Below are 20,229 nucleotides of genomic sequence, written 5' to 3' on the forward strand. Positions count from 1 at the left end.
TCATGATTCCATGACATGATGACGGCATCCGAGATCTCGCGGAACTTCGCCTCCGTCCTGGACCGCGCGGAGCACGGCGAGACCATCGTGATCACCCGCGGAGGCCAGCGGCTGGCCACGCTCGGCCCGGCCTCGGTCGGGAACGGTGGTGCGCTGAAGGACTTCTTCGCCACCCACCGCCCCGACTCTGAATACGCCGAGGACGTCGCCTCCGCCCGCGACCTGCTCAAGAACGAGATGAGCACTCTGTGGCCCGACGACTAATCCTCGACACCGGCATCCTCATCCGCGCCGAGCGCGGAACGAGCGAGCTTGCCGCACTGCTCCAGGGTGACGACGACGTGGCCATCGCGGCCGTCACCGCTGCCGAGCTGCAGTACGGCGTGGAACTCCGCGAATGAGGCCCGTCGTGAACGGCGCCAGGAGTTCGTCGACGGCATTCTCGCGCTAGCCGAAACCCCAGGACATCGCCCTGACCCTGCGCGGACACCGGCACATCGAGAACAAGATCCACTACGTGCGGGACGTCCTCTGGGACGAAGACCGCTCCCAGATCCGCACCGGCCACGCACCCGAGAACATGGCCACCCTGCGCAACACCACCCTCAACCGACTCCGCGCCAGGAATGCCACCAACATGACCGAAGCCGTCCGCGACCTGTCCTACGAACCCTTCACCGCACCACTCGCCCTCCTCCGGATCCCCCGCTGAACAGCGGAAACGCCACAGAAATTCGACTTTGCAAGAGCCCTGCCCGGGAAGGCGTGTCGCCTCAAGAGCTTCAGGCCGCCACAGACCGGGGAGCGCGCGCAGCCAGCCGTGCGTCGGCGGCACCCGGCTTTGACTCGGATGTACATAGGTGTCACCGGCTTCCCCGAGCCGGTGGACCCGATCGCGACCTGGAGGACCGTCACCACGCCGAAGCCGTTGCTCGAACCGCGCGACGTGCTCGACTCCGCAGAGCAGATCCTGGGCCGCCTGGAGGCGCTGACGGACAAGGCGGAGGCTGAACTCCCTCCGACTACCGGAGTGGAGGCGATGCACCCGACGATCCTGGGAGCCGCCCGGAAGCTCTGGCTCGACGGCCGCTTCCGTCTCGCCGTCCAAAGCGCTGCGGAAACCCTTACCTCCCAGCTAAAGACCCGCACCGGGCTGGCCAATATGGACGCCACCAACGTCTACGAGAAGGCTTTCAACGTCAGGAGTCCGGTGCTGACGTGGCCGGGAGATCCGAGTGACCGTACGGTCAGTTCTGTGCAAAACGGTCTGTCCAAGTACGCGTCCGGACTCAACATGACCGCCCGAAACACGGCCACCCATTGGCCTCCGACGAGATGACTGCCCCGGCACTTTCAGGACCAAATCCTGCGAATTCCAAACGAACCATCCTCTTGCTGTGATATAATTTCAAACTTCTGTTCATGACTCTCGCTATCGAGCGCCTTGACGGTTACTTCTCCGGCGTCATCCATAGCGAGTGCGACTAGACTTTCAACATTATGACCGAAAACTAGACTCACACTACCATCATTTGCCGGTAAGATCGAGATATCTTGAGCCGTATCCTGGCGATCTGGCGACCTGGCGCTTAAGTTTCCATTCTCAACGCTCAAAGCAAATAGATGGTAGGAAGAGCATATGCGGAAGCACCCATCCCACTGAGGGAGACCGTTAGCAAAGCTCTGGTCAGGGTTATGGGAATCCCGTGGCTGCCCACAAATTTGCCCGGACTCAGAGATACTTAGAGACATTCCTCTCGACTCGTGAGGGAGTCTCACAGGGTCTTCCGCTTTAATCGTACGATCATTCCCTCCCTCGCTTCCACACTGAGAAACAGCAAGAAAGAAGCTTCCATCGCTTCGACGGGTCACTCCCCCTTTTAGGAAGTGGTTATATATCGGTGACCCGCTGGAGAATATTGGAATCTCGGCGGCATTAAGTCCCCAGTGATTCCAGTACACCTGCCTGCCTAGATCGGCATGATAGTGACCGGAGAATACCGCCCCCACGCCGGTCGACCGGAGGAGAGCAAAGAATTTATCTAACAGCCTCTTATCTTCAGGAACTTGCCCGCTTCCGGGCCCCCAGTGCTCGCTCGGGTCGTGCAAGTTTAAGATGATCGGCTTTCCCCTGTTCTGCCACAAATCACTCTCCAGCCAGCCAGGATACGAAGGATCGATACGCCAATATGAGTTCCAATCGTCGCCGAATTCATCAACCTTATAGAATGGATAGTTGTTCAGCTGGACGAAATGTACACCTTTATAGTCGAACGAGTATGCATAACTCCCGCTACGCTTCTCGTACCCGAGGGTGAATGTGGTCGCGGGAAAATGTTTCACGTGAAAGTCTGTTGAGTAGTTCTCTGGCGTCCAGATACTTTGCTGGCCTTCCATGTATTTGATCATTCCAATGGCGCAGTTATTTTGAAAGGAATTTCCAATATTATTAGCGTAGTCATGATTCCCCAGACCAAAATACAGAGGCCGGTTGAGCTTGCCTTCATAAGTCCTCCGATAAGCCCCCAGCTCATCATAGCTTGAGAAGGCGCTCCCATGGCCGAACTCGGTGAGGTCTCCATTTAGCATAACAAGCTCAAGTTCAGAGTCGCCTCTAAGCGCCTTTGCAAGATTGTTATTATTCTCTTCGGATTGACTTTGGTTTCCGTAGGCAGTTTCAGTTCCACTGCCAGACTCCAATGCTCTAGGGAACTGAGTGTCTGAAATTATACCGAACCTAAAAACGAGTTCCTCGTCATTCACGGAAATCACCTAAATCTATGCTGAATACAATCCGTAAAGGTTGTTGATGCTATCTCATCGGGTGTGTCAATTTAACGGCCCTGTCTCACATTCGGTGGTGACGGAGTGTGCTGCTATCCGAGGAGGATTCGGTGGCGAAGTAGGGTGAAGCCTGCTCGGGGTCTGCTGTTGAGAGTGTGAGCGACGGCCTCGACCTCCTCAGCGGACCATCTGGAGAGATCAGTGCCTTTCGGAAAGTACTGGCGCAAGAGCCTATTGGTGTTCTCGTTGGTGCCGCGCTGCCATGGACTATGCGGATCGGCGAAGAACACGGGAATGCCAGTCTCGACCTTGAATTGAGCGTGCGCCGACATCTCCTTGCCTCGATCCCACGTCAGCGACCGTGCCAGTTGCTCGGGCAGCGTCGACATCGTGCTGGCGAGTGCGTTCTTCATCGTGATCGCCCCATAACCAGCCAGTGCAGGGCCATTCTTGACCGTGTGTTTGTGCCGGTAGCCTTCCTCGCGCGGCAGGTGAACGAGCATCGTGAATCGAGTTGACCGCTCGACGACCGTCCCGATCGCGGAACGCTCCAGCCCGATGATCAGGTCCCCTTCCCAGTGGCCGGGAACAACACGGTCCTCGACCTCGGCAGGCCGTTCGCTGATCAACGCTTCGGGTGTCACGTGCGCCCAGGTCTTGCGGCGCGAACGAGCACGCGGGGCGCGCAGCGCGCGGCCCGTACGAAGGCACAAGATCAGCTCTCGCTTGAGCACCCCGCGGCCCTGGATGTAGAGCGCCTGGTAGATCGCCTCATGGCTGATGCGCATGGACTCATCATCGGGGAAATCAAGCTTGATCCGGTTCGCGATCTGCTCCGGGCTCCATGCCTGCACCCACGCACGGTCCTTGCGGTGCGGCTTGTTCCGACCCGTCCACCCACCTGTCGCAGGTCCAGCGATCGCCTTGCCGCCGGGCGTGCTGATCTGTCCGGGCAGTCGCTCCTGGACGTAGGCATGCAACCGTGGATTGGCCACCAGCTTCGATGTCTTCGGGCGTCGTGCGGCCAAGTCCGACTTCCACTGCGCGACCGTTGCCCGATATTCACGCTTGCCGCTCCTGGTGGCCGCGTTGCGCCGCAACTCGCGGGAAATCGTCCCCGGATCACGTGCGACTTCCCGCGCGATTTCACGAACGCCCTTGCCTTGGGCGTTAAGGAGAGCGATCTCCTCCCGCTCAGAAAACGACAGGTACCTGCCCGAATGCGGCTGCGGATCGAACGGTCGCATGCCGCCACATTGCCGGTACCAGCGCGTGGCCACCGCCGGCGCCACGCCGACAACCCCAGCCGCTTCCTCCGCAAGAAGCCCCTTGGCGATTTCGTCCCAGAACCGCCACGATATGACGCTGGAATTTTAGATGCCCCGATGACCTCAACTTCGGGCGCACCGCCCGATCGGCCACCTGCTGACGACGAACCATCCCACACCTCGCTAATCACGAGGTGTTGCGACGACCAGTTGAATCCGCCCTGCGACCCGCGGTCCGCTTGAAAGGTCACGCTGTCCACGCTGCCACCACGTGTCGTCACCGCCATCCTCAGGGCGTCGGCGACGAGTTCGGTGCGCATGTGGGTGGCCATCGAGTACCCGAGCACCCGCGTGAGCAGATGTCGATTACGCAGGCGAGATACAGCCACGCGCCGCCGACCTGCACATACGTGATGTCGCTGCACCACTTCTCGTCCAACTGCCCGGCGTGGAAGTCGCACTGGACGAGATCGGGGCCGGGCGGCGCGAGCCGGTCCCGGATAGTGGTGCGCTTGCGGCGGCGCAGGTGACGGCCCTCGACCCCGTTGATGCGCATCAGGCGTTCAACGCGCTTGCGGTTCACGGTGTGTCCGAAGCCCCGCAGCTCGGCGTGCACGCGCCGCACCCCGTACGTTCCCTTGTGCTCGGTATGGATCTCGCGGATCTCCGCGATCATGACCTCGTCGGCGGCCTAGTGCTCGGCGCGGACCGCCGCGCCGGCGATCCACCGGTAGAAACCGGAGCGCGAGACCTGAAGGACCCAGCGTATCCGCTGCACGCCGAAGTCGGCGCGGTTCTCGGAGATGAAGTCCCAGCGGCAGGTCATGCCCTTATCTCCTTCGCGAAATACTGGGCTGCCCGGCGCAGGATCTCCCGTTCGAGTTCCCACTCCTTCTCAGCCCGGCGCAGCCGGCCGTTCTCCGCCCGCAGCCGGGCCAGCTCCTCATCCCGGCTCTCGCCGGTGGCCTGCTCGTCGCGGTTGCCGCGGCCCGCCAGCTCGTCGGCCTGGCGCACCCAACTGCGCAGTGTCTCGCCGGCCACCCCGACATCGGCTGCCACCGCCGCATACGTGCGCTTCCCGCCCGCCGGGCAGTACGCGGTACAACGCCACCGCGTCACTCCTGAACTCCGCCGGATACGGAGACTTGCGCCCCACCAGGACACCCTTCCTCGGATCAACAAGGTCCATTGTCAGAGTGTCCACACCGCCGGCGTTGCCTCAATCCGGCGGATCGTCGCGCTGCTGGACCCGATCCGCACGCCGAACGCCATGGCGGTGCGGGTACCGAGGCGTGCGAGGAGGTCCTGCGGCACGTCTTTGGCCCATTGCCCGATGGCCGCGAAGGACTTCGCGCCGGCGACCACCGTCGGGCAGGCCGCCAGCAATACCGCCACGAACGGGTGACGGTTCCCGCGCCGAGCGCGCGGATCGGCCAGCGTCTGCAGCCGCAGCGTCAGCGAACCGCCCGACCGGTGCTGACGGGTAGGTGACTTGGTCAGGCAGATGGTGGAAGTCTGATGGCACATCGAAGCTCTGTTGGGCGAAGGCGACTTGGCAAGGTCACCTGCACAACGGAGCTTCGATGCGTGCATCGCGCCCCCACCAGGCATCGTCACACCACCGTGACCTGCACAACTACAAGATCACCCCGACTTTGACATCACCCTGCCGCACCAGGGCCGTCCACCGGGTGCACCACTGCTGGCCGCGGCCGCACGATTCTAATTTTTCCATATACATGAAGGATGAAAGATTCTCCGGGACTCCCCATCATGCGAACGATGTCTCCCGGGGGGACGAGTAGCGTGGGCTAAATCATCCGCCGCAACTTCCTAAATTCTTGAGTATAGTTACGGAGTTCGAGGAGTTTAATTAGCGGCCAATGCGTGAAGCCGTCCCTGGAAAGCAAAATATACATTTTCTTCAAGATCTATAACGGGAAAATGAGTAATAGCCCCAGGGCAGCCCCAGTGCCACCTTTCGCTTCCGTCCAGATTCAGATACTTAACGTAGGGGATAGATGTTACGTCGCCCCAGCCGCTGTATTTGAGCCACCGTTCCTTGCTGGGAGTCCCGGATACAACGAGCCCATTTTTTCCTGCAATAATTCGACTAAGCTCAGACCGCAGCTGTTTTTTCCACACCGTTTCAGCTCTTCGATCGAGCAGTTGTATTCCCCATTCCCACTGCATTTCCAGCGCCTGGAGAGGCGGGCCCTGGGCAGCGACACAAAAATCATCACCCGAGCCAGAAAATACAGCTAGCGGCGCGTTTGCTGGATCCGTAGGAACATATGGATAAATTCTGGAATTCTCAATTTCAACGACGTACAGACTGCGCCCAGAATCCCATTCTAATCCCACCAAGATGGCGTTTTCGCTAAGTTTCCTGGGATGCATCCATAAATTATCATGGAGGGTGGTAGGTATGTTCTCGAGACTCGCATAGAAGCCTTCTCGGTCAACTCTCCAACTTTCCGTACCATCTTGACTGAGTGCCCTAAGTGCACCGTCATAGTAGGCAACTACACCTCCCCTGAGCGGTTGCGGAGTGGCAGCTAGAGGAGACTTGCTGTTCAGTGACTTTGTCCAACGAGCCTCTCCTTCAAGCGATACACACTGGAGGATTGCCGAATCCCTTAACTGCGCCGATGAGTACATAAGGTCACCCCAGGGAGCTACAGTCAACCCCGACGCCATAGGTGCAGGGAATTGATTCACAATATTTCCGGATTCGGGCTCCCTGCCGATCACATATTCCCCTTCAATGCGATAGACTCGCCCATCTGTAGTGACGGCTGGCTCTTCATACGAAGGGCCAGCCGTATTTACATTCCATGATAAGCGCCCTTGCGTGAGTGACGTAGTTGAATTAGTAGACGATGCGATTACACTTCCATTTTCGGTTAGAGTTAAATACCCGGCATCCTGCGATGGGAGATCAATCGACCACAGAACTCGTGGGGCAATTTCGGCTCGGATGGGAAATGACGGATTCACAATTAGACCTCCGATTAACTTAGGGAATATGCAGTAAATAAGCCCTATCTCCTATGCGGGTGGAATTATACAGCTTCTATTTCACGTATAGTTTCTTCGGCGTCCTCTTGGCGCTTCCCCTCAGTTTCCTCAGAGGCTCTACGCTCAAGTTCCACCACTTTATTCCTCTGCTCATCGATAGCCTCACTCAATCTTTCCCTTTCTCTCGTATCTCCAGTTTCTTGAAGCTGCTTGACCAGTTTGGCTATTTCTTGTCTGGAGGAGTCGCCTAATGCTTCCGCGACTTCTGTTTCACTTACGTCTCCCATTCGATCAAGGGAATCTTCGATTTCAATATCAGCGTAGGGATCGCTCGTTTTTCCTCTTGTTTGCAGCCTAATGTCGAGCGACTGCTTTAGAGTATCTAGCGTGGCGTGAATTTCTGAAACCCTTATCCCATTTGGCTCGTCGCTCCATGTACCTCGCACCTCCTCCAAATCGTCCAAATCCACCTCTGAGAGTTTATTAATTGCTTTAAGGATTCCATCGAACTGAGGCCGTACGTATAATAAGCGAACTAGAGGCTCGCTAAGAACGATGGGCGTCTCTGTCGTGGACTGGTAGGAGTTTAGGAAGCTGTCCGTTAAAGTTCCTGCCTCTTCAATGGTTAGACCGAACTTTAACGATGCTGATTTCGTTTCCTGTAGAAAAATTGCGACATCGATTTCTGCGAATCCAGCAGGATTTCCATTCGAGTCCATTGATTTATAGACTGATCCGAAATCGATAAAAGTGACTCCTTTCTGGTCATCCCAGAAAATATTTCCAGGGCTCGTATCGCCATGAGTTAGGGCGCCCCATCCAGGCTTTTCCACTGATTGATCGATTACGTTTTGAAACTGGTTCACTAAGGTGTCGACATCAACTCCAGCCTTGCTAAGTATGTCTCGATTTTGTTTAATCTTTTCCAGGGCCTGCCGTGCCGCTCTTCTCCTTGACTCTATTCGACTATCGTCTGGAGCCCCTCCCGATCCTGCGGGAAGAGAGTGCAGCCTAGCGAGCTGTTTCCCTGCTGCTTTGACTGCCTCGGTTAGCTTCTGTAATGATTCTGATCGGGCTTCGGGAGAGGAAGATTTGGCGGCAGTAATCATTAAATCGTCGAATGGACTCCCAGGGGCTAATTCGTATACTACGACTCCTTCTGGGAGATTTTCATCCACGATAGATCCGGCGCCTAGAGCTCCTGCCACCTGGAAATCGAACCCAAGGGATTTCATACGCTCAAGAGCGGATAGTTCACGCACGAACTCCTCGAGCATTCCATTAGGAAATACCTTCGTTACGGCAACAACTCTACCGCTGGTGTTACGTATTAGGAATACTGGAGCTCCAGACCTTCCTTTGCATCCCGGGCCGCCGATTAGCTGAGCCGTTAACGGTTCATCAATTCCAAGTGCCTGGCGAGAGAATTCTCCGATATCTTTTCTAGTGCCCGCCCTGGGGAGGGAATTGATTATTTCGTGAATTTTTTCTGTGGGGATGCTGTCAAGAGCTCTTAGGAGCGCTGCTCGTTTCAGAGCCTCATCAAGGCTTTCCTGTAAGGGGTTGTTGCCCATTGGTGACTCCATGTGAAATAGAAGGCGTGGGGCGATTGTTTAGCTGGAGTGATTTCCTGTCAGTATCAAGGGCAAGCACGTCCCGCGGGTCTGGACCGTGGCTGCGACCACCAACTCGATCCTGGAGCTGGGCGACCACCTGCGCTGCCAGGGCGTCACCCGGGTGGTCATGGAGGCCACCTTGCTCGCACTGGAAACCCTGGTTCTTCCTCCTGGAGCCCCAAGGGATCGAGTGCTGGCTGGTCAACGCCCGCGACGTGAAGAACCCCCGGACGCCCGAAGACCGACAAGCTCGATTCGATCTGGCTGTGCAAGCTCGTCGAACGGGGCATGCTGCGGGCCTCGTTCATCCCGCCCGAGCCGATCCGGCAGCTACGGGATCTGACCCTCACCCGCACCGTGTTCACCGACGAACGCTCCCGCCACAAGCAGCGCGTGGAGAAGATGCCCAGATCAAGCTCTTCACCGTGGCCACGGACATCTTCGGTGTCTCCGGCCGGGCCATGATGGATGCCATGATCGCCGGGGAACACAACCCGAAAGTCCTCGCGGAGATGGCCAGGGCGGGGATGCGCAAGAAACGGGAAGCCCTCGTCGAGGCTCTGACCGGGAACTTCGAGGACCACCATGCCCATCTGATCGCCCTGATCCTCAAGACCATCGACCACCTCACCGCCCTGATCGAGGAACTCTCCACCGCGATCGAGCGAGCCCTGTCCGACCTGCCCACCCCGGACGGTCCAGGAGGCGGCAACGACAGTGGGACCGGCGGCGCGAGCGCGACGGGACTCGATGAGGTCCCCGGCATCGGTCCGGCCACCGCCTAGGTCATCTCGCCGAGGTCGGCCTGGACATGAGCGTCTTCCCCACCTCTGACCACCTTGGTGTCCTGGGCGAAGCTGTGCCCGCGCACGATCCAGTCCGGGACCTGCGCGAGCTTGTCGAATGCGATACGGTCACCGACGCGCCAGCGGTGACACCCCAGCGGATGGGCTGGGTCGAACTCACCCCACTCGGGCATCAGGGCTTGATCCCAACCGGTGGAAGTAATTGATCACGGTCTCGTAGGTTCGGTGGATCGATCCCCGACTGGAGAGCACCACCTGTGAGCATGCCCTCATCCCGTGTCGGCGTACACGTGAACGTGGCTCTGGCAACACGAAAATTAAACGTCGACGGCAAAGGACGCCACATCTTCCTCCTGCCAGAGCACCAGCAGAAGATCCAGACGAAGGTTCGGAAGGAACAGAAGACCGATCAGTGGCGTCGGCGCTATGCCATCCGCGCGGGTTGTGAGGCCACTGTCTCGGAAACAGTCCACGCGCGCGGACTCCGCCGCTGCCGCTACCGAGGCTTGGCCAAGACGCATGTCCAGCACGTGCTGACAGCCGCCGGAACCAACATTATCCGCCTCTAAGAGGCCACCCGCTCCAACCGGAGCTTCGTTGCGTACGAGACGGGTCGACCAGCAGTCGTCACACCACCGTGACCTGCAACTTCGCAGCGTCACCAGGACTTTGAAACAGCCCTGGCCGGCTCTTTAAGATTCCGATACAGCGGTCGATGATTGATATCTATAGTTTACGAAGGTGGCCATTTTCGCCAATGAGGTAAGAATCCTAACGGATTCTGCATTACGTCTTAGTTCATCCTCGCGGACGGATGGAGGCAGCGAGTCTGGATTTCCTGGATATGCGTAAAAGTCCACAGGTCCGCCACCTACCTTCACGCTATCCTGGGGGTAGACTATGACACCTGTTGCGGTCGGTCCATCTTTGGTGGAATTCTCTCGCATACGTGGATAGGAAAATTCTAGAGTCCCACTAGTTTCGTTGATGTCGCCCGCCTCCCATGTTAAAGTGGCGGTTTCGTCATCGTACTTTGGGGCGATAATTTTTGCGGCCCCCAGGGCGATAATTGTTCTCATCTCGGCACCGTCGTTTGTCGAGTAGATGATGAGCCCTTCCCCGCGGCACTTTCTACCTGAACTGCTCATAGTAGAGTTGCCGTAAATGCCGGACCATCGCGATAGGTTTCGCCCGACAGAGTTCCCTAGCGCTATAGCGAGTTTACCGCCGTTGGTATTCTGATACCCGTTTCGCGTCAGGAATACTTCGTAAGGGTCTCCTTGTTGGCTGTTTGGTCGGTTTATAGTGGAGTCGCTAAGGGGGGGGTTACTTTGAATGCGTACAAGATTTAGGAAATCCCTTCGCAGGTCGCCGATTCTCTGGATATCTTCTACAGCTCGTAGGGCGCTCTTGTCTGGAATTCCATCCTGCTCATTAAAGCTTTGCATTGCTTGTGGGATGTTGCGGTAGTCTACGGATAGACCAAGACGGCTGAAGAATTGCACTAATAGTTGCCGCGCTTGACTCTTATTGTTATCTTGTGCCATTTTTCTTGATTTTACGCAAACTCTATTCCATTGAGCCCGGAGCTCTGGATCAACCCGGAGTCGCGTCACGAAATATCTAGAAACCTCAAAATCTTTCATGTATTAATTCACCTCATTTTGCAAAAGCTTATCTGATTCGACTACTGGGCTTGAACCTGTGTTACGCAGTGAATAATCTGTGGTTCAGGACGAGCTCTGTCTCGGTGAGGCAGCCTTCAAGAAGGCGGGCCGGTACTGGATCTTGTGGAGCCCGTGCCTGACGGTGCGGATGAGGTGGTCCGTGTTGGTGAGAGCAACGTTCGTGATAAGGCCGTGTCGCAGGAGTGACACGGTCCCTTTGAGCGAGTTGGGCTGGAGCGCATCTGACGGGAACTGATAGATGGTGAGCCAGTCCTGGCTGCCAATGAACTCTCGCACTCTGGTGTACAGATGGGTGCCTAGCCTCCCGCTTTCATGAATCGGGTTGTCCGACAGGTGGTCAGGTAAGCGAAAAGTGCCTCTGGCCAGCAAGAATGAGGATTTTCGAGTTCCTTGTTCTTGCCCCCGTCGGAGGCACTTCCCAGGTGAAGAAGCGTATCGGGTCCTATCCGCGTGTCCGTAGCGAGGGCGGCGGCCATGGGGTGGTGTCCCAGGCTGGGGCCGTGCTGTTGGTCGAGACCGTCCGCAAGAGCGGGCTGGATCAGGCGATATCGACGGCACTGGCTCCGTGGCGGCGTCCGCGGGCAGTGCACGATTCGGGCAAGGTCCTGCTGGACGCGACCCTCGCGGTCGCGCTGGGCGGGGACTGCCTCGCGGATGTCGGAATGCTGCGGGCCAAGCCGACCGTGTTCGGGCCGGTGGCTTTCGACCCGACCGTCTCCCGCATCATCGACACCCTTGCCGCGGCTGGGCCGAAGGCCCTGTCCGCGATACGAGGCTCGCGGGCCGAAGCCCGCGAGCGTGTCTGGAACGTGGCCAAGGACGCCGCCCGGATCACGCAGGGCAGGTAATCGTGGATCTGGACGGGGTGCTCGTGCTGGCCCAATCCGAGAAACAGGACGCCGCCGCGACCTGGAAGAAGACCTTCGGACACCATCCCCTGATGGGGTTCGTCGATCACGGAGGGTGGGAGCGGGGAGCCGGTGGCCAGCTTGCTCAGGCCCGGCAATGCGGGCAGCAACACCGCCGCCGACCACATCACCACCGGCAGGCTCGCCTTGGCCCAACTGCCGAAGGAGTACCGGCAGGGACGCCAGACGCTGACCCGCACCGACTCCGCAGGCGGCACCCACGAGTTCGTCGCCTGGCTCGCCCAGCACGGCCGGTGGCTGTCGTACTCGGTCGGTATGACCGTCACCGACGCCATCCACCAGGCCGTCCTCACGGTCCCGCCCACGGCGTGGGCGGCGGCTGTCGAACCAGGCGGCGAGATCCGCGACGGCGCCTGGGCCGCCGAACTCACCGGCGACGTCCTCAGGGGCTGGCCCAAGGACATACGCTGATCGTCCGCAAGGAACGCCCGCACCCCGGAGCCCAGTTGCGTTTCACCGACGCTGACGGACTTCGGCTCACCGCGTTCGCGACCAACACCACTGGCCTCCCGATCGCCGCACTCGAACTGCGGCACCGACAGCGGGCGCGGGCCGAGGACCGCATCCGTGCCGCCCGCACGACCGGCCTGCGCAACCTGCCCCTGCACGACACCGCACAGAACCAGATCTGGCTGGAGATCGCCCGGATCGCCCTCGACCTGCTGGCCTGGATGCCCATGCTCTCCCTGCCCGGCAAAACCCGCAGGTGGGAACCACGCCGTCTCCGGCTCCACCTCTTCTCCGCCGCCGCCCAGATCGTCGTGACCGCCCGCCGCCGGCACCTGAGATTCGCACGCCACCGGCCCTGGACCGACGTGTCACCGACGCCCTGGCACGACTCGAAGCCCTCCCGAACCCTGGCTGGCCAGCACGTTCCCGTCCCTGCAAACAGCACCACCCGACCGGAGCCGTAGAACCCGGCGCCCACCCGACGCGACAGCCAGGCCACCGACCTGCCCGCAATCAGCCCGGACATCCGAAACGGTCCGCCGAAGAAACCGACGGGCCGTCACGAAAGATCGAGGTTAATTAGAATACTCCCTTATCTGGGCACTTACGCACCTTGATCCCAACCGGTGGAATTTGGGTGAATCCTTTAGCGAGCTGCGGGCGGTGCAGTCCGGTAGAACCAGTTCACTAGAACTGCAACCTTAGCGAGCTTCCGGAGAACCTCGACGCCTGCAATTTTCGCCAAAACTTCCGACCCTACGGATGGCGGGTATTCCTGGGTTGCCATTCCTTCGCGCACAAAAACCGCTTGCGGTTCCGCCACGTCAGAATATTTTATTGCACCTTCCATCCGCGGGCCTGAATACGAACCCTCCCTGATTTTACCAGTAGTGCAGGAAAACTCCAGAGTGACATCGTTATCGTTTCCGGAATCGGCAGTCCATTTCAAGGTTGCCGTGGTATCGTCATAGATCGGTTCAATGATTTCCATTTCATTAAAGACAACCTTGCCGGGAGGCCAAATAATCAGCGTTGGCCCGGGGGATAGCCCCCCATTAGGGGAACCTAATTGAACATTGCCATATATCCCCGACTGTCGAGCAAGTAGAGAGCCGAGGGAATTTCCTAGAGCCACGGCAAACTTTCCTGAATTTGTAGCATATCCGTATCGGGAAAGGAATTCTGAGAACGGTTCGGAGTTTTTTGAGCCTGTTCTCGATTTCCTGGTGTGCGCGTTTTCAACCCCCTTTCTCGCTGCCTCTAGAAATTTTGACCTCAACTCACCATTACATTGCAGGTCGCGAGTGGCCCTCAGGGCGTCGGCATCAGGGGTTGCATCGGGAAGTGTTTTATTCTTAAGGGATTGCGCGATCTCTGCATAGGTGGCGCCTATTCCCATATCGGCAAGGAATCCACAGACTAGCGCCCTGACATTGGTTGGATTATTTTTTGCGGATCGGGCTAAGATTACACGCCGCTTCCATGCGGCACGCAAGTCGGGATCCACTAGTAGTCTAGTGGCAAAATAATCAGACGAGGTTACGGGTGAACGGTCATTCATGTCGGACCTCCATACTGGTTATCGCGGAGTGCTGGTAAGTAATACTGCTGAACCTGACACGAAAATTACAGTCGTTGTCGCGAGTCAGCCTGCTGTGATTGGATCGAAGCGGATGGTCACGCAGAGGCTGTTGGCCTTCTTGATCATACGGCGCTTGGCACGTTTCGGGGTTGCGCTTGGTGAGTACTCGGCACCGAGGTCCTGGTCGGGGTGTGAGCGTGCAGGACGCGCCAGAGGCGATCTTGTGTATCACAGCGACCAAGGCGCGTTGGCTGTCGCGGGCGGGAAACGATGCGTCGATAGAACACGGCGAGGTAGGAGGAGTCCTTGTTGCGGATTGCGGCCATCCCGGGGTGCCCAGCAGGCACTTGCGGTTGCCGTGCCGTGCGCACCCGGACCTGCTTTCACACCGGCCGATCGTTCTGCCCTGGGCAGACACCGATCCACGAGGCGAACTGGGCCATGTCCCCGCCGGTCTCGGCGATGACGATCTCTGCTGCGTGTCGACTAGTGATCTGGTTGTGAGTTGGCTGGGCACCACATGAGTCGTGTTCTGTACCAATTCCCGGTTTGGGCGCGGGATGGGGGTTGGTTTCGGTGTGCTGTGGGTGAGGGTGACAGCAGGCCGCCGGGGTCCCCGGCCCGGTACTCGAAGTCCCTACGGGGCAGTCCCGACTCTGGCACTCCCGGCCGCCCACGCCGCTGAACGCGGACATGCCGGGGACGCCTTCCCACGTTCCACACGAGAGCAGCAGAAAGGGCTCACCCCGCCTCTACATCGGATGCCGCCCGAACAGTCGACGGGCTCCCGCCGGGCTTGTCCCGGGATCAAGATCTTCATCCCGGTTTTGAGGTCGTCTGACTATTTTCGACGCCTCATCAGTGGTCGTCTTCCCTGTCCCTACCTGACGTCTCCCGGGCGCCTTCTCCCCCATCGCTCACCACGACGGTCTTCAGACAACGCAGCATGAGGGTCGAGTAGCCGGGGGATTTTCACCCAATGCCAGGAACTTACGCGGCGCGGTGCTGGGCAGTGCGGCAGGGCGGATCTTGCTGTTTGACCTGGCGGGAGGGCTGTGGTTCGGCGGTCTCCGGTGTGGTGATGGAGAGTTGGTAGGTGACGTTTTGCGAGGTGGGGGCGGTGGACGCCTGCCGGGACGGGAAGTGGAACAGTGGCCTCTTGGCCATCCGCGGGCAAGTCTGGCAGGTGACGTGCTGGGTGATCAGACGCCGGGACAGGTCCTGGTAGAGCTGTTCGCAGTGCGCGTCGGTGTCCTTGGGCGTGGTAGTGAGTGAGTCTTGGAGCGCGTCGCGGGCGGCGGTGAAGGAGATGCTCGCGGGTTCGAAGTTCTCTCCGTGCAGGGCGGCGTGGCAGATGGTCAGGCGGATCGTCTGGTAGACGATGAGGTAGGCCCACAGTTCCTGGTGGGCGACTTCGGGATCCGCAGCCCGCAGGGCGCGGGGGAGCCGCGCAGGTAGGTCTTGATCTCCCGGAATCCTGTTTCTACCGCCCAGCGCCGGGCGTAGGTGGCGGCCAACTCCCGCGCGGGTGCCGACGTCGGGTCGAGCAGTGTGGTGATGAGCCGGTAGTGGCCGGCCCGTACGGTGCCGTCACTGGTGCGCACGGTGATGAGGCCTCGACCACGCGCACGACGGGACCGCGAGGCTGGAGAGGCGCCGGCGGCACGCGTCCGGCCTTGCGGCTGCGGGCTCGCTTGTTGGCCTGGCGGTGGGAGTCGGCGGGGTCGGTCAGCCGGGACAGGTAGGCCCCGTCCGGCAAGACCCTCTGGACGAGCAGATGCCGGTCGGCGGCAGCCCACCACAGCAGCTCGGCGCCGGTGGCCTGCGCGGCGCACGACAGCCGGTAACTGGGATATCCGCGGTCGGCAAGCAGCAGCATGCCGGCCTTCAGGGCTGGCAACATCTGCTCGGCCAGGGCCCGTTCACTCGCCCGGATTGAGCTGGTCAGCAGCTCAATTGCTTCCACCAACTGACACCGCCGGGCTGGTTCCGGAGCTGGCCCGTGAGGTGGCCGCCCGGGCCATCGCCGGTCCGGAGTTATTTCTCCCCTAACTCCCCCAGCTCTTCCCCATCGTTTTCCATTTCATTCTCTCGGTCGCGATTTTCTTCGACCTTTCGCTCTTCCCATTCTTTCGTTGTTTCGTTAATCCTCTTTTGAAGCTCCTCTCTCTCTTCAGGATTTCCGCTCTTCTTTAGCTGCTCTTCAATCTGGGTTATTGTAGCTCGCTTCTCATCCCCAAGGTCCCGAGCAACGGTAAGTTCCGTGAAGTCCAGCATTTCACTGTCAGAGCTAAGCGGTATTCGATCTTCCGGCGGTGAATCTATTTCACTTATCTCGCGCTCTGTTACCGTGCCATCGGGACCCTGTATCGTGTATTTCGGCACGCTGGGATCTGTAGCCAAGGCCACTTCGACCAATACCTTTGCCCCATTTTCCCAAGAGTAACGGCTGAAAGTTTCCCGAAGCTCTCTTGCCGCCTCAAATCTTTCCGATATATGATCCCTTTGCTTCAGTAAAGCATCTTTCCATAACTGAGGTCGTATCCCGGCAAAGCCACGATCCAGCACGACGCAGTCGGCTCCTATCTCCTGCGGGACACGTTGTGGATCAAGCACAAATCCGGCAGCGCCACTCCTTTCGTTAGCCAGAGCCGGTATGCCATGGCTTGAGAATTCAGTAAAAACCAAACCGAAACCCTCCACGTGAGAATCCATAATTCCAGTATCCGCACTCCGGATATCGTTTATAAGTTCATTGCCGTCCTTGGTGAAGGCAAGTATCACTACGGAGTAATCATTGCCTGCGATATCATTAGCCCAGTCCTGCGTTAGCTTCACTTCAGGGCTAGGGACGCCACGAATTTTCAATCGGAATTTCTTATCTCCAGCTTCTGCGTTCGCCAGTCGTATAGCGCGGATTGCGTCGTCTGCGCCTTTTATTTTATCATCTGCTCTTCCCATGAGTAACACTTCGAAGAAGTCATGTTCTTCCGGGGTAACAGGATCACTTAGTTCGGTTCCCGGCGTGAAGTCGTGGACGCTAGGAACCTTTGGAAGTCCTAGCCGTCTGCTTAAAATTAAGGCCTCTTCTGTCATTACTGGACCAACGCCGGTGACTATATCAGCACGAGGCATCCAGTGAGCTTCCAGTAATGCATGTTCTATGCCTTCTTGAGGCGTGCCTTTAATTGCATCATACTCTTCGGGAAGGGTATGGAGAAACCAAACCTTCTTCGTGTCGGGATACCAGAGTTCTCCTATGCGGACGGCTGCAGGTCCGGAAAATCGCGAATGCCCTATCGTCACATCGAATACATTATCGCCAGCGCTAGGTAATCCGTAGTCCTCAGGCTTTCCAGATTCCACTGCCCCCCAAAGCAGTCCTTTTAAGTACTTATTTTCTATGTTGGCGTTGTTTCGAACAAGCGCAACCTTGACTCCACCGTGCTGTTCGGAGATCTCAACCTTAGCTTCATCATAAAGCTCTTCAAGGGTTTTCCCTTGGGTTTTCTCTTTGCCTTGATGAGGCATGACAGTAAATAGTGTTACGTCGTAATGTTTGGCGAGCCCTTTTGTGAGTTCCCAGTTAAATACTGGAACCCCTCCTAAGCCTCGACCGGTAGAGTCGCTGACCACCAGAACTTTTTGTTTAACTGTTTTACTCATCTTACCGCCTAGGCTAGATTTTATTAGCTCTTACAGCTGTCCATCGGCAGTGAATACCAGCAAAATTCTACACCCTGAGGATTCCTCAGCAATCAGCTCTGGATATCATCAAGAAGCAGCCAGAAACGACCCGCTTCGAACCTCCTCTTGCATAAATCGACCGACTAGAAATCCATCAAAATGAATCATGCTTGTTGTAATTCCCGGTCGCAATCTTGCGGAAGTTTCGCCCATTGCCTCAGCTATCATAAGAGCCCTATCTTTTGACACTATGACAGCAGGATTTTCAGGATCCCATTCTAGGGTCGGCTCATATTCGCTGAACCCGGTTGGCGATTTACCTTGGGTGAGGTAGGTACCCCACTCTTCGTATGCCTTGCTGAAACTTATGGGCACTCTGTTTGCGCCAGTGAAATGAGTAGTACTGACCATATGTACTGCGGGGTTTAAGCCATCTGCACGTTCCGTCCATACCGACTCTTGGCGCCCGCCTAAAACTTTGGATACGTCGGCTGCTGCGCTTAACACGTCCGGCTGAAGATAATCACTAGGGATCGCAGAAATCGCCTTCCCAGCCACTTTGCGGAGTTCATCATATCGAGCCTCCCAATCAGGTATATCTTGTAACGAAAACATCTGCTGCGAAATAGTGTCAGACATTTCATGACCTTCCATCGAGGGGGCTCCGGCTGCAGTTCTGATTAAATTAGCAGAATTGTGAAGTAGATTACTAAGGTCTTCGGAGCTTTGGTCGATGGTCGCACCTGGCCGACCAGGCGCGAGGCGCGATTGGAGTTCGTTGAGCGCGGCCATTGCAGCCAGGTGCCATCCCTCTGGAATTAGCACTGCTTCCCCTGGCGTAATGTAATTATTCGGGATTGGCGTATCGCGGCCTACTAGAAATCCTGAACCGTTATAGATTCGAGATTGCCAGAGTCGGACTATCCCTCTGTGGGAAATTGGCTGACCGCCTATTTGGGCGCGGAGGGATATGAAGTACCGCGAAGGATCGATTTCGGTTGATTCCGTCGAATCTGCACTTCCTATGGAGGCTAGAATATTTTCGAGGTTTTGCCATGAGAGACGAAGCTCCGTCGGCCACGAGTTATCTACTCTCCAGGATGGATAATCCTGCAGCCAGAGCATTCTAGCCGCAGCCGAGTAAAGATTTTCGAACTGGGTGGCGACCATTCGGTACACTCCTTTGGTTGTTCATGAAGTGGCAGCATATCAGCTGATAAGATTGCGGGGATATTTCAGAGTTCGGCATCCGAGGCTATCAATGGGTGCTGGATTCGGACATCGAGGCAGCCTTTGAGAACGTCTCGCACTCCGCCGTCAAGGACGCGGTGCGGGTGCGACTCAAAGGGCAAGCGCGTGGAACTGGTCAAGGCGTTCTTGAAGGCTGGCGTTCTCACCGAGGACGGCTACTATCAAGATACCCACACTGGCTTTATTCACGAATCGTGAAATCACTTCTTCACGACTTCGGGTTCTGGCACGGGTTTTGTGGTCGATTACGCTGAGTGTTCGCTCCTCGTGGGCAGGTGTGCACTTACCGGTCGTGCCATGCAGGTCGATAAGATCACGTTCCATGACTGCTCCGGAGCCAACCATCGTCGCCACTTCCGGTGGACACCGTGCTGGGGAACGAACCATGGTGTCGTTCGATGCACTGGTGCATCATGCGGTCGACCTTTCAGGAGTCCACGGTCGTCGACCCCGGGTGATGTACGTCGGCACGGCCATTGGCGATGCCGAGCATTTCACCGCACGCATGGCTGAGGCTGCTCGTGTGGCCGGCTTCGACCTGACACCACTTCACCTTTTTCCCATGCCAAACCTTGCTGACGTCGAGGGTGCTGTCCTCGACCATGACGTGGTCTGGGTTATGGGTGGCTCAGTGGCGAACTTGCTGGCTGTCTGGCGGGTACACGGTCTCGATGCCGTCTTTCGCCGAGCGTGGCAGGCAGGCGTGGTGCTCAGTGGCGTCAGCGCGGGATCGATCTGTTGGTTTCGAGGCGGCGCAACGGATTCCTTCGGACCTGAACTGCGACCGCTCACCAACGCACGCAGCTTCCTGCCCTACGGAAACGGCGTCCACTACGACACCGATAGAGGCCGTCGCCCGCTCATACACCGCCTCGTTGCAGACGGCGCCTTGCCTATAACACACTGCACCGACGACGGGGTAGGTCTGGTCTACGCGGCGGGTCTGTAAAACGATCGGTGTAACTCCCGATCATGGAAGATGCATCGATGACCAGTGAGAACGTGTCCGAGGCTGAGGCCGTCGAGCCTGTGAAGGCTGCGTCGGTGAAGGCCGTGGACGACCAGTTGATCGCTGAACTGGTGGGTCGGGCTCAGGCCGAGGGTCTGCAGCTGACCGGCGAGGGCGGGCTGCTGCAGCAGCTGACCA

The 20,229-nt window shown here is 57.9% G+C and carries 17 protein-coding genes and 5 pseudogenes; 10 read left to right on the forward strand and 12 right to left on the reverse strand.

From position 1 onward, the window contains the following. Window positions 1-15 precede the first annotated feature (15 nt). The 4 genes from AOK16_RS18215 to AOK16_RS18225 all read left to right on the forward strand — a co-directional run bounded on the left by AOK16_RS18215 (window position 16) and on the right by AOK16_RS18225 (window position 1,339). Complete coding sequence (locus AOK16_RS18215) at window positions 16-264, forward strand: type II toxin-antitoxin system Phd/YefM family antitoxin (protein WP_240483633.1); 249 nt, start codon at window positions 16-18, stop codon at window positions 262-264. Next, window positions 249-401 carry a PIN domain-containing protein gene (locus tag AOK16_RS27250; RefSeq protein WP_157859245.1) on the forward strand — a complete coding sequence of 51 codons (153 nt, stop codon included), beginning with the start codon at window positions 249-251 and terminating at the stop codon, window positions 399-401. The genes AOK16_RS18215 and AOK16_RS27250 overlap by 16 nt, the downstream gene beginning before the upstream one ends. 116 nt (window positions 402-517) lie before the next feature. Further along, entirely contained in the window at window positions 518-712 is a 195-nt protein-coding gene (locus tag AOK16_RS18220) for a hypothetical protein (RefSeq protein WP_079101513.1), read from the forward strand. A 171-nt stretch (window positions 713-883) separates the two neighbouring features. After that, window positions 884-1,339 (forward strand): TIGR02391 family protein, encoded by a 456-nt coding sequence (locus tag AOK16_RS18225; protein ID WP_240483634.1) that lies wholly within the window; start codon window positions 884-886, stop codon window positions 1,337-1,339. 14 nt (window positions 1,340-1,353) lie between these two features. Here the strand turns inward: AOK16_RS18225 and AOK16_RS25830 are convergent, their stop codons facing one another. The 6 genes and pseudogenes from AOK16_RS25830 to AOK16_RS25845 all read right to left on the reverse strand — a co-directional run bounded on the left by AOK16_RS25830 (window position 1,354) and on the right by AOK16_RS25845 (window position 8,647). After that, entirely contained in the window at window positions 1,354-2,763 is a 1,410-nt protein-coding gene (locus tag AOK16_RS25830; RefSeq protein ID WP_157859246.1) for a metallophosphoesterase family protein, read from the reverse strand. 113 nt (window positions 2,764-2,876) lie between these two features. Continuing rightward, window positions 2,877-4,224: pseudogene (locus tag AOK16_RS18230) on the reverse strand (IS30 family transposase). A gap of 49 nt (window positions 4,225-4,273) precedes the next feature. Then, window positions 4,274-5,208, reverse strand: a pseudogene (locus AOK16_RS28450) (IS3 family transposase); the annotation flags it as partial. A gap of 35 nt (window positions 5,209-5,243) precedes the next feature. Next, entirely contained in the window at window positions 5,244-5,579 is a 336-nt protein-coding gene (locus tag AOK16_RS25840; RefSeq protein WP_157859248.1) for a transposase family protein, read from the reverse strand. A 342-nt stretch (window positions 5,580-5,921) separates the two neighbouring features. Beyond that, entirely contained in the window at window positions 5,922-6,452 is a 531-nt protein-coding gene (locus AOK16_RS27255) for a hypothetical protein (RefSeq protein WP_157859249.1), read from the reverse strand. Window positions 6,453-7,117: 665 nt separating this feature from the next. Further along, window positions 7,118-8,647, reverse strand: coding sequence for an aminoglycoside phosphotransferase family protein (locus tag AOK16_RS25845; RefSeq protein WP_157859250.1), 1,530 nt, complete (start codon window positions 8,645-8,647; stop codon window positions 7,118-7,120). 279 nt (window positions 8,648-8,926) lie between these two features. Between AOK16_RS25845 and AOK16_RS29320 the strand changes: the two are divergent. Both AOK16_RS29320 and AOK16_RS18255 read left to right on the forward strand, forming a co-directional pair. Continuing rightward, window positions 8,927-9,154, forward strand: a pseudogene (locus AOK16_RS29320) (IS110 family transposase); the annotation flags it as partial. Next, the gene (locus tag AOK16_RS18255; protein ID WP_055473303.1) at window positions 9,115-9,474 is read left to right on the forward strand and encodes a hypothetical protein; all 360 of its coding nucleotides are present in this window, start codon (window positions 9,115-9,117) and stop codon (window positions 9,472-9,474) included. The pseudogene AOK16_RS29320 and the gene AOK16_RS18255, both read left to right, overlap by 40 nt. On the opposite strand, the gene AOK16_RS29325 is transcribed toward AOK16_RS18255, so the two are convergent. Next, window positions 9,471-9,668: a hypothetical protein gene (locus tag AOK16_RS29325; RefSeq protein WP_055473304.1), complete on the reverse strand. Its 198-nt coding sequence runs from the start codon at window positions 9,666-9,668 to the stop codon at window positions 9,471-9,473. The two genes, AOK16_RS18255 and AOK16_RS29325, sit on opposite strands and share 4 nt — an antisense overlap. 117 nt (window positions 9,669-9,785) lie before the next feature. On the opposite strand from AOK16_RS29325, the gene AOK16_RS25855 reads away from it, so the two are divergent. Together AOK16_RS25855 and AOK16_RS18275 are read left to right on the forward strand one after the other, a co-directional pair. Further along, a complete protein-coding gene (locus tag AOK16_RS25855; RefSeq protein WP_205627724.1) occupies window positions 9,786-10,064 on the forward strand; it encodes a transposase in 279 nt (92 codons plus the stop codon). Window positions 10,065-11,605: 1,541 nt separating this feature from the next. Further along, window positions 11,606-12,974: pseudogene (locus tag AOK16_RS18275) on the forward strand (IS1380 family transposase); the annotation flags it as partial. Between the two features lie 234 nt (window positions 12,975-13,208). Here the strand turns inward: AOK16_RS18275 and AOK16_RS27260 are convergent. The 5 genes from AOK16_RS27260 to AOK16_RS27270 form a co-directional block, all read right to left on the reverse strand. Beyond that, window positions 13,209-14,123, reverse strand: a complete 915-nt coding sequence (locus AOK16_RS27260; RefSeq protein WP_157859251.1) for a hypothetical protein — start codon at window positions 14,121-14,123, stop codon at window positions 13,209-13,211. Window positions 14,124-15,502: 1,379 nt separating this feature from the next. Continuing rightward, window positions 15,503-15,979 carry a transposase gene (locus AOK16_RS29000; RefSeq protein WP_157859252.1) on the reverse strand — a complete coding sequence of 159 codons (477 nt, stop codon included), beginning with the start codon at window positions 15,977-15,979 and terminating at the stop codon, window positions 15,503-15,505. A 202-nt stretch (window positions 15,980-16,181) separates the two neighbouring features. Further along, window positions 16,182-17,810: a glycosyltransferase gene (locus AOK16_RS25865; protein ID WP_079101522.1), complete on the reverse strand. Its 1,629-nt coding sequence runs from the start codon at window positions 17,808-17,810 to the stop codon at window positions 16,182-16,184. 108 nt (window positions 17,811-17,918) lie between these two features. Beyond that, window positions 17,919-19,001, reverse strand: coding sequence for a hypothetical protein (locus AOK16_RS27265; protein ID WP_157859253.1), 1,083 nt, complete (start codon window positions 18,999-19,001; stop codon window positions 17,919-17,921). 171 nt (window positions 19,002-19,172) lie between these two features. Next, complete coding sequence (locus tag AOK16_RS27270; RefSeq protein WP_157859254.1) at window positions 19,173-19,406, reverse strand: hypothetical protein; 234 nt, start codon at window positions 19,404-19,406, stop codon at window positions 19,173-19,175. On the opposite strand from AOK16_RS27270, the gene AOK16_RS18280 reads away from it, so the two are divergent. Next, window positions 19,405-20,031 (forward strand): Type 1 glutamine amidotransferase-like domain-containing protein, encoded by a 627-nt coding sequence (locus AOK16_RS18280; protein ID WP_079101519.1) that lies wholly within the window; start codon window positions 19,405-19,407, stop codon window positions 20,029-20,031. The genes AOK16_RS27270 and AOK16_RS18280 overlap by 2 nt on opposite strands. Before the next feature lie 38 nt (window positions 20,032-20,069). Continuing rightward, window positions 20,070-20,229 (forward strand): annotated as a pseudogene (locus AOK16_RS28465) (IS256 family transposase); the annotation flags it as partial.

Source organism: Streptomyces pathocidini, assembly GCF_001418495.1.
GTDB lineage: Bacteria > Actinomycetota > Actinomycetes > Streptomycetales > Streptomycetaceae > Streptomyces > Streptomyces pathocidini.